General features: G+C 73.4%; 9 protein-coding genes. 8 read left to right on the top strand and 1 reads right to left on the bottom strand.

Going from position 1 to position 12,762, the window contains the following annotated elements; translation table 11 throughout:
* Positions 1–104: 104 nt before the first annotated feature.
* Entirely contained in the window at positions 105–4,682 is a 4,578-nt protein-coding gene (locus QCD66_RS28680; RefSeq protein WP_407566862.1) for an ATP-dependent helicase, read from the bottom strand.
* Positions 4,683–4,908: 226 nt separating this feature from the next.
* Between QCD66_RS28680 and QCD66_RS28675 the strand changes: the two genes are divergently transcribed.
* The 8 genes from QCD66_RS28675 to mnhG all read left to right on the top strand — a co-directional run bounded on the left by QCD66_RS28675 (position 4,909) and on the right by mnhG (position 12,612).
* Positions 4,909–5,268 (top strand): hypothetical protein, encoded by a 360-nt coding sequence (locus QCD66_RS28675; RefSeq protein WP_364207906.1) that lies wholly within the window; start codon positions 4,909–4,911, stop codon positions 5,266–5,268.
* 226 nt (positions 5,269–5,494) lie between these two features.
* Complete coding sequence (locus QCD66_RS28670) at positions 5,495–5,899, top strand: hypothetical protein (protein WP_357535932.1); 405 nt, start codon at positions 5,495–5,497, stop codon at positions 5,897–5,899.
* A 308-nt stretch (positions 5,900–6,207) separates the two neighbouring features.
* Complete coding sequence (locus tag QCD66_RS28665) at positions 6,208–9,030, top strand: Na+/H+ antiporter subunit A (RefSeq protein ID WP_375736689.1); 2,823 nt, start codon at positions 6,208–6,210, stop codon at positions 9,028–9,030.
* On the top strand, positions 9,027–9,575 hold the full coding sequence (locus QCD66_RS28660) for a Na(+)/H(+) antiporter subunit C (RefSeq protein ID WP_357535936.1): 549 nt from the start codon (positions 9,027–9,029) through the stop codon (positions 9,573–9,575). The genes QCD66_RS28665 and QCD66_RS28660 overlap by 4 nt, the downstream gene beginning before the upstream one ends.
* Before the next feature lie 139 nt (positions 9,576–9,714).
* The gene (locus QCD66_RS28655) at positions 9,715–11,220 is read left to right on the top strand and encodes a Na+/H+ antiporter subunit D (protein WP_357535938.1); all 1,506 of its coding nucleotides are present in this window, start codon (positions 9,715–9,717) and stop codon (positions 11,218–11,220) included.
* Positions 11,217–11,969, top strand: coding sequence for a Na+/H+ antiporter subunit E (locus tag QCD66_RS28650; RefSeq protein WP_375736690.1), 753 nt, complete (start codon positions 11,217–11,219; stop codon positions 11,967–11,969). Before QCD66_RS28655 ends, QCD66_RS28650 begins: the two co-directional genes overlap by 4 nt.
* Positions 11,966–12,229: a monovalent cation/H+ antiporter complex subunit F gene (locus QCD66_RS28645; RefSeq protein ID WP_357535942.1), complete on the top strand. Its 264-nt coding sequence runs from the start codon at positions 11,966–11,968 to the stop codon at positions 12,227–12,229. Before QCD66_RS28650 ends, QCD66_RS28645 begins: the two co-directional genes overlap by 4 nt.
* Positions 12,226–12,612, top strand: a complete 387-nt coding sequence (gene mnhG / locus QCD66_RS28640; protein WP_357535944.1) for a monovalent cation/H(+) antiporter subunit G — start codon at positions 12,226–12,228, stop codon at positions 12,610–12,612. The genes QCD66_RS28645 and mnhG overlap by 4 nt, the downstream gene beginning before the upstream one ends.
* Positions 12,613–12,762: the final 150 nt, after the last annotated feature.

Below are 12,762 nucleotides of genomic sequence, written 5' to 3'. Positions count from 1 at the left end.
CCGGAACGTTATCGCGCCCGCGCCCGCCCGTCGCCCCCTGCCCGCCGGCGGTCCGGCCCACCCGCCGTCGGCGGTCCCGTTCCGCCCGTCGGCGGCACCGATCGTCAGCCGCGAAGGCGCAGGCCACGCGGGGTGGCCCGGAAGCCGGCCTCGGTGAGCGCGTCGTGCAGCGGGGAGGCGCGGACCGCCGCGCCGTCGGCACGCTCGACCGACATCGCGCCGAGCGCGCCGGAACGGACCGCGCCGGCCAGCGCCCGCGCCGACCGGGCCAGTGCGCCCGAATCGTCCATGAAGGACAGAATTGTGCGACCGCCACGCTCGACGTAGAGGACCAGTTCACCGTCGACCAGCACGACGAGGGCACCCGCCTTGCGGCCGGCCCGGTGCCCGGTGGCCGTGGCCGGCTCGCCGTCGCCGGCGTCGACCACCCGGTCCGGCCACGGCAGTGCCGCGCCGTACGGGTTGGCCGGGTCGGTCGCCGCCAGCACCAGCGCCGGCCCGCCGGACCGCTGCCCCGGTCCGTCCGGTTCGGCCCGCGCCCGCAGCCGGTCGACGGCGCCGGGAACCGCGAACTGGGCCGCCCCGAGCCCTTCGACGAAGTAGCCACGCCGGGCCGCGCCCCGCTCCTCCATCGCGGCCAGCACCGGATAGACCCCGGCGAACCCACCGGTGATCCCCTCCGCGCCGACCGCGCCGCGGGTCACCACGCCGTGCCGCTCCAGCAACAGGTCGCCGAGCGCCGCCGCCCGGCGGGTCGGGTCGAGGTCGCGGTCGGGCAGCCGGGACCACCGGCCGGCGACCGTCGGCGGCCCGCCGCGCGACCCGAGCGCCACCCGTCCCGGCCGTCGCTGCCGGGCGCGCGGCGCCGACGCCCGCGCCCGGTGGGTGCCGCCGGCGCCGAGGCTGGCCCGCAGCGGTGCCAGCGTGTCGTTGGTCAGCCAGCCGGCCCAGACCAGATCCCACACCGCCGCCACCAGCGCCGGTTCGTCACCGCCGCCGACCCGCTCGGAAAGGGCCCGGAAGAACAGCGCCTGACCGTCGGCCAGGGCGTCGAGCACCGCGTCGTGCAACGGCGTACGGGCCAGCGACTCGTCGGGCGGTGCCAGCAGCAGCGGGGCGCTGTCGGCGTAGACCAGGCTCACCCAGCCGTCGCCACCGGCGATGGCCCCCGCGCCGGCCCACAGCACCTCGCCGCTGGCGCACAGCTCGTCGAGGTGGGCGGGGGAGTAGTCGGCGACCCGGGCGGGCAGCACCAGCCGTTCGAGCGCCGACGCGGGCACCGCCGCCGCCTGGAGCTGCTCGACCACGGCGGCGACCCCGTCGACCCCGCGCGCCGAGGAGCCGACCTGCTGCCAGCGGGGCAGGAACGTGGCCAGCGCCCGGGGCGGCACCGGCTCGATCTCACGGCGCAGCGCGGCCAGCGACCGGCGGCGCAGCAGCCGCAACACCTCGGCGTCGCACCACTGGGTGCCGACCCCGCCGGGGGAGAACTCGCCGGACACCACCCGGCCGGTCGCGCCGAGCCGCTTGAGCGCCTGCTCGACCACGAACACCCCGAGCCCGAACCGGGCCGCACAGGTCGCCGCGGCGAACGGACCGTGGGCACGGGCATAGCGCGCGACCAGGTCGCCGAGCGGATCGGGGACCGGTTCGACGTACGCGTCGGCGACCCCGACCGGCAGCGCCACGCCGAGCGCGTCACGGAACCGGCCGGCGTCCTCGACCCCGATCCAGCGCTCCTCGCCGGCGACCCGGATGCGCAGCGCCCGGCGCGCCGACTCCAGGTCGGTCAGCCATCCCGGGTCGGCGCCGCGCTCGACCAGTTCCGCCCCGGTGAGGTCGCCGAGCACCCGCAGCATCTCGGCGACGTCCTCGGCGTCGCGGGGCCGGCGTTGCTCGGTCAGCCAGCGCAGTTGCCGCTCGGACTCGGCGACCACCGACGGATCCAGCAACTCGCGCAGGTCGACCCGGCCGAGCAGTTCGCCGAGCAGGGCGGAGTCCAGGGCGAGGGCGGCGGCCCGGCGCTCGGCCAGCGGTGCGTCACCCTCGTAGAGGAAGGCGCCGACGTATCCGAACAGCAGCGACCGGGCGAACGGCGACGGGCGCGACGTCTCGACCTCGACCAGCCGCACCCGCCGGCCGGCGAGGTCGCGCATCAGACCGACCAGCCCGGGCAGGTCGAACACGTCGCGCAGGCACTCCCGGGCGGCCTCCAGCGTGACCGGGAAGTCGGCGTACTCGCGGGCGACGTCGAGCAGTTGGGCGGCCCGCTGCCGTTGCTGCCACAGCGGCTGCCGGCGGCGCGGATCGCGGCGCGGCAGCAGCAGGGCGCGGGCGGCGCACTCGCGGAACCGGGCGGCGAACAGCGCCGACGAGCCGACCGACTCCTCCACGATCGCGCTGATCTCGTCGGGGTCGAACGCGACCAGGTCGGCACCGGGCGGTTCGTCGGCGGTGTCCGGCAGCCGGACCACGATGCCGTCGTCGGAGGGCAGCACCTGGGCGTCGACGCCGTAGCGTTCGGCCAGCCGCCGCCCGATCGCCAGCGCCCACGGGCCGTTGACCCGGGCGCCGAGCACACAGTGGACGGCGAGTCGCCAGTCGCCCAGTTCGTCGCGGAAGCGCTCGACCACCACCGTCCGGTCGTCCGGCACCGACCGGGTGGCGTCGCGCTGGTCACGCAGGTAGGCGAGCAGGTTGCCGGCCGCCCACTCGTCGAGGCCACCGGCCCGCAGCGTGTCGGCCGCCGCGTCGCCGCCACGGACCAGCCCGCGCAGCCGGGCGCCCAGCGCCCGCCCCAGCTCCAGCGGGCGCCCCATCGAGTCGCCCTTCCAGAACGGCATCCGGGCGGCCTGCCCGGGGGCCGGCGAGACCAGCACCCGGTCGGGGGTGATGTCCTCGATCCGCCACGACGACGAGCCGAGCAGGAAGACGTCGCCGATCCGCGACTCGTAGACCATCTCCTCGTCCAGCTCACCGACCCGGGCCGCCCGCTCCGCCCCGGCGAGGAAGACCCCGAACAGGCCCCGGTCCGGGATCGTGCCGCCGCTGGTCACCGCCAGCCGCTGCGCCCCCGGCCGCCCGGTCAGCAGGTCGGTGACCCGGTCCCAGACCAGCCGCGGCCGCAGCTCCGCGAACGCCGTCGACGGATAGCGCCCGGAGAGCATGTCGAGCACCGCGTGCAGCGCCGAGTCGGGCAGTTCGGCGTACGGCGCCGCCCGGCGGACGACCGCGGCCAGTTCGGCCACCGGCCACGGGTCGAGCGCCACCATCGCCACGATCTGCTGGGCGAGCACGTCGAGCGGGTTGCGTGGATGGCGCAGCTCCTCGATGGCCCCGTCGGCCATCCGCTCGGCCACCACCGCGCAGGCGAGCAGGTCACCGCGGTGCTTGGGAAACACGACCCCCCGCGACACCGCGCCGACCTGGTGCCCGGCCCGGCCGACGCGTTGCAGGCCGGCGGCGACACTGGGCGGAGCCTCGATCTGCACGACCAGGTCGACGGCGCCCATGTCGATGCCGAGTTCGAGGCTGGAGGTGGCGACCACGGCCGGCAGCCGGCCGGACTTGAGCGCCTCCTCGATCTGCCGCCGTTCCTCGCGCGACACGCTGCCGTGGTGGGCGCGGGCGATCACCGGTGGAGCGCCGTCGGCCGCCCCGGACTGGGCCATGATCTGCGCGGGCAGCCGGGCCGGCCCGGCCGCCCGCCCCGCCCCACCGTCGGGGTCGGGGCCGGCACCGTCCGGGGCGGGTCCGCCGGCGGCGCGCTCGGCGGCCAGTTCGTTGAGCCGGGCGCACAGCCGTTCGGCGCCACGCCGGGAGTTGGTGAACACGATCGTCGACCGGTGCCCGGCGATCAGGTCGAAGACCCGCTCCTCGACCGCCGGCCAGATCGACGCCCGGCGCGGGCCGTCCGGGTCGCCGGGCTGCTCGACCTCGTCGAGGCGGGTCATGTCCTCGACCGGCACCTCGACGCTGACCTCGATGGTCTTGGCGGTGCGCGGCGCGACGACCTCGACCGGGCGGGCGCCACCGAGGAAGCGGGCCGTCTCGTCGACCGGCCGTACGGTCGCCGACAGGCCGATCCGCTGGGCCGGGCGGGGCACCAGCTCGTCGAGGCGTTCCAGCGACAGCGCCAGGTGGGCGCCGCGCTTGGTCGCCGCGACCGCGTGCACCTCGTCGACGATCACCGTCTCCACTCCGCGCAGCGACTCCCGGGCCGCCGAGGTGAGCAGCAGGAACAGCGACTCCGGCGTGGTGATCAGGATGTCCGGCGGGGTGCGGGCGAACGCCCGCCGCTCGTCGGCCGGGGTGTCACCGGTCCGCATCCCGACGGTGATGTCCGGCGGCGGTGTCCCGAGCCGGGCGGCGGCCTGCCGGATGCCGGCCAGCGGGGCGCGCAGGTTGCGCTCGACGTCGACGGCGAGGGCCTTGAGCGGACTGACGTAGATCACCCGGCACCGGTGCCGGGCGTCGGCCGGGGCGGGTTCGCGGGCCAGCCGGTCCAGCGACCACAGGAACGCGGCCAGCGTCTTGCCGGACCCGGTGGGCGCGACGACCAGCGCGTTACGCCCCGCGCCGATCGCCCGCCACGCCCCCGCCTGGGCCTCGGTGGGCGCGGCGAACGCGGCGGCGAACCAGTCCCGGGTCGCCGCCGTGAACCCCGCGAGTACCTCCACCACGTCCCCATCCTGCCCGCCCGGTACGACACAACCCTGCCACCCCGGTCGCTGGCGACGACCGGTCGCCGGCGCTCGCCGCACCGAAGCGGGACCGGAAGTTGTCCAGGTCACGAAACCGATGGGCGGGACGAACGTTGATACCGGCAATTGATGGAAACACTTGCCGGTATTGCGAGGAATGCAGTAACTTCGCCGGCAACGCCAAAGGTCAGTCGGGGGGGCCGGAATGACCGGGATTCAGCGTAATTTTCAGCACGACACCGACGTTCTCATCCGCCAGGTCGACAACCACCTCGCCGTGCTCCGGACCGCGGACGCGGGCGACCTCGGCCTCGCCGAGCGGCTCGCCGCGTCACTGCGCGACCTTGTGGTGAGCACCACCCGGGCCAGCGCCGCCGACCGGGCCTGGGTGCGGGCCGCCGTGCACTACTTCGTACTGCGCCGGGAGGGCCGCCACCGCGGGCGGTCGATCCGCTCGCTGACCGCCGACCAGCGGGTCATCAACGAGATCGCGCTGGCGCTCGGCCGGCCCGACCTGGTGGTGGATGGCGTCACCCCGCTCGCCGGACCCGCCCGGGCCGCCTGACCCGGGCGCCACCCGCCGTCACCGGCACCATCCACGGCCACCGGCACCGTCCGCCGCTCCCGGATACCGGCCGCCGCCGCCGGGAAACGGCCACGCCACCGGGAAGCGGCAGCCGGACGCCGGCCGACCGTAGCGTTGCCCGGGGCCCTCGGATTGCAATGTTTCGTTCAAGTAACGACCATTGGGAGCCGCTACACTTACCGCCGGACGATCGGTGGGAGGTGACATGCGGGGACGAACCCAGGCACTCCGACCGATCGATCGGCTGCTCGCGGCCGTTCTGTTCACCGTACTCGCAATCACCTTCGTGCATGGCGCGGCCTCCGCCGCCGTGCCGGCCGGCGCCATCGCGCAGGCGCACGCCTCGATCGGCGCCGCGCTCTTCCCGCTCGCATCGAGCACGGGCGCCGGCACCGACAGTGATGCCGGCGCCGGACGCGCCACCAACCGGCAGTGGACCTACGAGGAACTGCGCCGGCCGGCCGTGGAACAGGTGCAGCTGGGCAACCCCACCGTCCCTCCCGAACCGGAGCCGGAGCCGCTGGACCTGTCCCGCGCCGCACCGCCCGGGGCCCGGTTACCGGAGAGCCCGGTCGGCGCCCAGCCCGGCCGGGCACCACCGGTCGGCTAGCCGCCCACGGAAGGTCCGCGTGCGCGGGCCGGCCACGTGGCGGGCGACCCACCCCGATCGGTCCACCGGCCCCGAGCCGGCGCGGTCCGGTCGGCACCCCCCGGCTGACCGGGATCGGGCGGACGGGTCGCCACCAGGCACACTGAGCTGTCCGCAACCCCCGGACGGCCTGCCATCTACCGGGAACGGCACCAACCCGCGCGCAATTCGGCCATACAGGTCCGTCACGCGGGGCCGGTGCCGTCTGATCCGTATAGCAGCCGCAGACCCTGCCCCAGGGCCTGCGATGACACCTATCTGGAGTACGCATGCTGGTGCTGCTGGCCCTCCACCTCGTGATGGCGCTCTGTGCGCCGCTGTTCGTCCGGTGGTGGGGCCGGCATGCCTTCTACCCGCTGGCCGTCGCCCCCGCCGCCGCACTGGGCTGGGCCGTCGCCCAGACCGCCGGCGTCCGCGACGGTCGGGCGGTCGTCGAGACGTACCCCTGGGTTCCGCAGCTCGGGCTCGACCTGTCGTTCCGGGTGACCACCCTGTCGTGGCTGATGGTCCTGCTCGTCGGCGGGGTCGGTGCGCTGGTGCTGATCTACTGCGCCCGCTACTTCTCCGACAGCGAGCCCGGCCTCGGCCGGTTCGCCGGGGTCTTCGTCGGCTTCGCCGGGGCGATGCTCGGCCTGGTCGTCGCCGACGACCTGATCCTGCTCTACGTCTTCTGGGAACTGACCACGGTCTTCTCCTACCTCCTCATCGGGCACAACCCGGAGAAGCGGGCGAGCCGGCGGGCGGCGGCGCAGGCGCTGATCGTGACCACCGTCGGCGGCCTGGCGATGCTGATCGGCTTCATCATGCTCGGCCAGCACGCCGGCACCTACCGCTGGTCGGAGATCGTCGACGGGGCGAAGCCGTCCGGGGCGTACCTGGGTGTCGCGCTGGTGCTCATCCTGGCCGGCGCGCTGTCGAAGTCGGCGATCTTCCCGTTCAGCTTCTGGCTCCCGGCGGCCATGGCCGCACCCACCCCGGTCAGCGCCTACCTGCACGCCGCGGCCATGGTCAAGGCCGGCATCTACCTGGTGGCGACCATCGCGCCGCTGTTCGCGTACGCCGGGCCGTGGCACCTGATCGTGTACGCCCTCGGCGGGCTCACCATGGTCATGGCCGGCTGGGCGGCCCTGCGACAGACCGACCTGAAGCTGCTGCTGGCGTACGGCACCGTCAGCCAGCTCGGTTTCCTCGTCGCGGTCACCGGCGCCGGCACCTACAACGCCGCCCTCGCCGGTGCCACGATGCTCCTGGCACACGCCCTGTTCAAGGCCACCCTGTTCCTCGTCGTCGGCATCGTCGACCACAACGCCGGCACCCGCCAGCTCGGTGAACTGTCCGGGCTGTGGCGCCGGATGCCAGCCGTCTTCGCCGCCGCCCTGCTCGCCGCCGCGTCGATGGCCGGCATCCCGCCCCTGCTCGGCTTCGTCGGCAAGGAGGCGATCTTCGAGGCGTTCCTGGACGAGCCGCTGGTCCTCGCCGTACTCGTCGTCGGTGCCACGCTGACCGTCGCCTACAGCGCCCGGTTCGTGTGGGGCACCTTCGCCGACAAGCCCGGGATGGAACCCACCCCGGTCCGCAAGGTCGGCGGCGCGTTCTTCGCCCCGGTCGGGGTGCTGGCCCTGGCCGGGCTGGTGCTCGGACCGCTCGCCCCGGTCGTCGACAGCTACCTGAGCCCGTACGCCCGGCTGGCCGGCGAGGGCCGCTACCACCTCGCCCTGTGGCACGGCCTCACCCTGCCGCTCGGCCTGTCGGTCCTCGCCGTGGTCGTCGGCCTGCTCTTCTTCCAGCGGTACGGCCGCGGCGGCCGCGCCGTCGGACGGATCGGTGTCCCGATCGAGGGCGCCGAGGTCTATTCGAAGCTGACCCACTGGCTCGACCGGGGTGCCGTCGAACTGACCGGTGCCACCCAGCGCGGTGCGCTGCCGCAGTACCTGGGCACGATCCTGGTGGTGCTGGTCGCCGTGCCCGGCGGCGCGCTGCTGATCGGCCGGCCCTGGCCGGAGCAGGTGTCGCTGTGGGACACCCCGCTGCAGCTCGTCGTCGGGGTGGTCCTCGCCGCCGCCGCGATCCTCGCCGTACGCACCCAGCGCCGGCTCACCGCGATGGTGCTGGTCGGGGTCACCGGCTACGGCACCGCGATGATGTTCGTCCTGCACGGCGCACCCGACCTGGCGCTGACCCAGTTCCTGGTGGAGACCGTCACGATCGTGGTGTTCGTGCTGGTGCTGCGCCGGCTGCCGGCCCACTTCTCGGCCCGGCCGCTGCGCAGCAGCCGGTGGACCCGGATCGTCATCGGGGTCGCCGTCGGCGTGACCATGTCCGGGCTGGCGCTGGCCGCCGCCGGCGGGCGGGACGCGGTGCCGATCTCCGTCGACTTCCCCGAGCTCGCCGTCTCGTACGGCCACGGCCGCAACGTCGTCAACGTCACACTCGTCGACATCCGTGCCTGGGACACCATGGGCGAGATCGCCGTACTGGTGGTGGCCGCGACCGGGGTGGCCAGCCTGATCTTCCTGCGACCCCGGGGCGGCCCCGGCCCGCGCCGCCGCGACCTGCCGAAACGACGCCGCGAACCGGTGTGGCTGCGGGCCGGTCCGACGGTGCACAGCCGGCAGCGGTCCATCGTCTTCGAGGTGGTCACCCGGCTGATCTTCCACACCATCGTGCTCTTCTCGATCTACCTGATGATCTCCGGGCACAACGCGCCCGGCGGCGGCTTCGCCGGCGGTCTGGTCGCCGGTCTCGCCCTCGTCGTGCGGTATCTCGCCGGTGGCCGGTACGAACTGGACGAGGCCGCCCCGGTCGACGCCGGACTCGTGCTCGGTTCCGGACTGTTCGTCTCGGTCGGCACCGGCCTGGCAGCCCTGCTGTTCGGCGGCGACTTCCTGCAGAGCACGGTGGTCGACCTCCATCCACCGCTTATCGGTGACGTGCACCTGGTGACGTCGATCTTCTTCGACATCGGGGTCTACCTGATCGTCGTCGGCCTGGTCCTGGACATCCTGCGTAGCCTCGGCGCGCAGGTCGACCGGCAGATGGAGGCCGACGGCGAGGCCGAGCCCCCGGCCCGCCGAGAGGAGGAGCTGGCATGAGCCCCAATCTGGTTCTGGTGGTGGTCATCGGGGTGCTCTTCGCCTGCGGTGTCACGCTGCTGCTGGAGCGGAGCCTGACCCGGATCCTGCTCGGGGTGATCCTGCTCGGCAACGGCGCCAACCTGCTGATCCTGGTCGGCGGCCGGGCGGGCGGCGCGCCCATCGTCGGCGTCACCGACGAGGCCGACATGAGCGATCCGCTGCCGCAGGCGATGGTGCTGACCGCCATCGTCATCACGCTCGGCATGACCGCCTTCCTGCTCGCGATGGCGTACCGGAGCTGGCAGGTGATCGGGCACGACGAGGTCCAGGACGACCTGGAGGACCGCCGCATCGTCCAGCTCGCCGAGCGTGACGAGGTCTCGGGCACCGACGACAGCACCGACGGGACCGACGACGACGGTGTCGACCCGGAACAGGTCGATCCCGAACCGGTCGGTGACGAGGCGCCCGCCGAGGGCGCGCCCGCCGACCGGCCGGAGGAGATCGCCGTGGACGCCGCGCAGACCACCGTCGACAAGAACGACAAGGACGGCAAGCGATGACCGAGCGGAGCGAGGGAATCAGCCAGCGCAGGGCAGTCAGGCGATCGCCGAGCGGAGCGAGGTGTCGCATGACCGAGCGGAGCGAGGGAATCAGTCAGCACGTCGCAGTCATGCGGCGCCGAGCGGAGCGAGGCGTGGCATGACCAATTTGGTGCCCCTGCCCGTGGTCATGCCGCTGCTGGGGGCGGCGCTGACCCTGGTGCTCGCCCGGCATCCCCGCAGCCAGCGGGCGGTCAGCGTGGTCGTGCTCACAGCGACCCTGGCGGTGGCCTGCGTGCTGCTGGTCGTCGCCCACCGCGACGGCCCGCTGGTGGTCAACGTCGGCGGCTGGCCGGCGCCGGTCGGCATCGTGCTCGTCGCCGACCAGTTGTCGGCGCTGATGCTGGTCGTCTCGGCGGCGGTCACGCTGTGCGTGCTGCTCTACTCGATCGGCGAGGGCCGGGCCGACGGGGACGAGGGCACACCGGTCGCCATCTACCACCCGACCTATCTGGTGCTGACCGCCGGCGTCACCAACGCGTTCCTCTCCGGCGACCTGTTCAATCTCTTCGTCGGGTTCGAGATCCTGCTCGCCGCGAGCTACGTGCTGCTGACCCTGGGCGGGACCGAGGTACGGATCCGGGCCGGTACGACGTACGTCGTGGTGAGCCTGCTCTCGTCGCTGATCTTCCTGTCGGCGATCGGGCTGATCTACTCGGCCACGGGCACCCTGAACATGGCCCAGCTCGTCGACCGGCTCGACGCGTTGCCGGACAACCTGCGGCTGGTGCTGCAACTGATGCTGCTGCTCGCCTTCGGCATCAAGGCGGCGGTGTTCCCGCTGTCGGCCTGGTTGCCGGACAGTTATCCGACGGCGCCGGCTCCGGTCACGGCCGTGTTCGCCGGCCTGCTCACCAAGGTCGGCGTGTACGCGATCATCCGTACCGAGACGCTGCTGTTCCCCGGCGGGCGCACCGCCGACCTGCTGATGATCGTGGCGTTGCTGACCATGGTGGTCGGCATCTTCGGCGCGGTCGCCCAGTCCGACATAAAACGTCTGTTGTCGTTCACCCTGGTCAGCCATATCGGCTACATGATCTTCGGGGTGGCGCTGATGTCGGTGGCCGGCCTGTCCGGGGCGATCTTCTACGTGGTCCACCACATCACCATCCAGACCACGTTGTTCCTCGCCACCGGTCTGGTCGAACGCCGTACCGGCAGCACCAACCTGGACAAGCTCGGCGGGCTGGCGAAGATGGCACCGTTACTCGGCGTGATCTTCTTCCTGCCGGCGCTGAACCTGGCCGGCATACCGCCCTTCTCCGGGTTCCTCGGCAAGCTCGGCCTGCTCCAGGCCGGCGTCGAGGCCGGCGGCCTGCTGCCCTGGCTGCTGGTGGCCGGTGGTACGGCGACCAGCCTGCTCACCCTGTACGCCACCATGAAGGTCTGGAACCTGGCGTTCTGGCGCAGCCCGAAGCAGGTGTCGGAGGGGGCGCAGACGTCGCTGCCGCCGCTGATGGTCGGCGCCACCCTCGGGCTGGTGATCTTCGGGCTGGCGCTGACCGTGGTCGCCGGGCCGCTGTTCGACGTCAGCTCCGACGCCGCCGAGGACCTGCGGGCCCGCACCCCGTACGTCGAGGCGGTCTTCCCGGAAGGAACCCGATGACGACGACATCACCCCCACCACGCGCCACCTCCCGGCGCTGGCGTGACCAGATGGTCGCGGTCGTCTGGCTGGTCGTGGTCTGGAATCTGCTGTGGGGCGACTTCACCGTCGGCAACGTGATCGGCGGTCTGGTCGTCGCGGTCGTCGTGCTCGTCTTCTTCCCGCTGCCCCGGGTGACCTTCGGCGGCCGAATCCGGCCGTTCGCCCTGCTCCGCTTCGTGCTGCGCTTCCTGGCCGACCTGATCACGGCGAGTATCGAGGTGGCCGGGGTGGCGCTGCGGCCCGGCTACCGGCCGAGCAGCGCCATCATCGCGGTGCAGTTGCGGGTGCACTCCGACCTCAACCTGACGCTGACCGCCGAGGCGCTGTCGCTGGTGCCGGGCAGCCTGATCGTCGAGGCCGACCGGTCCACCGGCACCCTCTACGTGCACCTGCTCGACCTGGCGGGACCCGAGGCCGTGGAGCGGATGCGTCAGGAGATCCTCGAACTCGAGGCGCGGATCATCCGGGCGACCGGGTCCGACGCCGAGCTGCGTCTCCTGGAGTCCGGAGCCACCGGCCCGGGCGACAGCGCGCGGAAGACCGACATGGCCGGGGAGGCCACCGCCACCGGCAAGGCCGGCCCGGCCGAATCCACCCGGAAGACCGGCGAGTCCACTGGAAAGACCGGCGAATCCACCGGGGAGACCGGGCAAGCCGATCAGGCCGGCAAGGCCGCCAACTCCGATGACGAAGGAGCATCCCGATGACCATCGCCGTCGTCGTGGCCGTCACCGCACTGCTGTCGACCGCCGCCGTACTGGCGATCGTCCGGATCGTGCGCGGCCCGACCCTGCTGGACCGGGTGGTGGCCACCGACGTCCTGCTCGCCGTGCTCGTGGGGGCGATCGGCGCGGAGGCGGCCTTCAACCGCCACGCGACCACCCTGCCGATCCTCGTCGTGCTGTCGATCCTCGGGTTCGTCGGCTCGGTCAGCGTGGTCCGCTTCGCCGCCCGGGACGACTCGTGAACACCGCCGCCGACACGCTGTCGGCCATCTTCCTGATCGCCGGCGCGCTGCTCAGCCTGGCCGCCGGCGTGGGCCTGGTGCGGTTCCCCAACGTGCTGGCCCGCATGCACGCGGCCACCAAGCCGCAGGTGCTCGGACTGCTGCTGATCCTGGCCGGTGTCGCGCTGCGGATCCGGTCCCGGTCCGACCTGACGATGCTGCTGCTGGTCGGGCTCTTCCAACTGGTGACGGCGCCGGTGGCCGCGCACATGGTGGGCCGGGCCGCGTACCGGTTGAAGCGTCCCGAACCGGACCTGGTCGTCGACGAACTCGCCGATCGGGCGCCGACCGGGGCCGTCGACAGCGGCGGCGGTGGCGGCAACCGGCGGCGGCGCCGCGGCTGACCCACGGCGCCGGGTCGGGCCGGGCGGGACGGTCCCGGCCCGGCCCTCCGTTCCGTGACCCGGAGGGCCGGTCGAGGCTTATAAACTGACCGGATGACCGAACCGACTGCCCAGGAGGGCAGCTATAGCTGGCCGGGTAACGCCCGGCAC

The organism is Polymorphospora sp. A560, assembly GCF_045781765.1.
GTDB lineage: Bacteria > Actinomycetota > Actinomycetes > Mycobacteriales > Micromonosporaceae > Polymorphospora > Polymorphospora lycopeni.
The sequence above is the reverse complement of the archived record's forward strand: the minus strand, read 5'-3'. Positions and strand labels throughout refer to the sequence as shown.

Excerpts from the sequence above, each read along its gene's own strand:
- QCD66_RS28660 (WP_357535936.1), top strand. The coding sequence starts at position 9,027 with ATGAGCCCCAATCTGGTTCTGGTGGTGGTCATCGGGGTGCTCTTCGCC.
- QCD66_RS28655 (WP_357535938.1), top strand. The coding sequence starts at position 9,715 with ATGACCAATTTGGTGCCCCTGCCCGTGGTCATGCCGCTGCTGGGGGCG.
- QCD66_RS28675 (WP_364207906.1), top strand. The coding sequence starts at position 4,909 with ATGACCGGGATTCAGCGTAATTTTCAGCACGACACCGACGTTCTCATC.
- QCD66_RS28650 (WP_375736690.1), top strand. The coding sequence starts at position 11,217 with ATGACGACGACATCACCCCCACCACGCGCCACCTCCCGGCGCTGGCGT.
- QCD66_RS28670 (WP_357535932.1), top strand. The coding sequence starts at position 5,495 with ATGCGGGGACGAACCCAGGCACTCCGACCGATCGATCGGCTGCTCGCG.
- QCD66_RS28665 (WP_375736689.1), top strand. The coding sequence starts at position 6,208 with ATGCTGGTGCTGCTGGCCCTCCACCTCGTGATGGCGCTCTGTGCGCCG.
- QCD66_RS28645 (WP_357535942.1), top strand. The coding sequence starts at position 11,966 with ATGACCATCGCCGTCGTCGTGGCCGTCACCGCACTGCTGTCGACCGCC.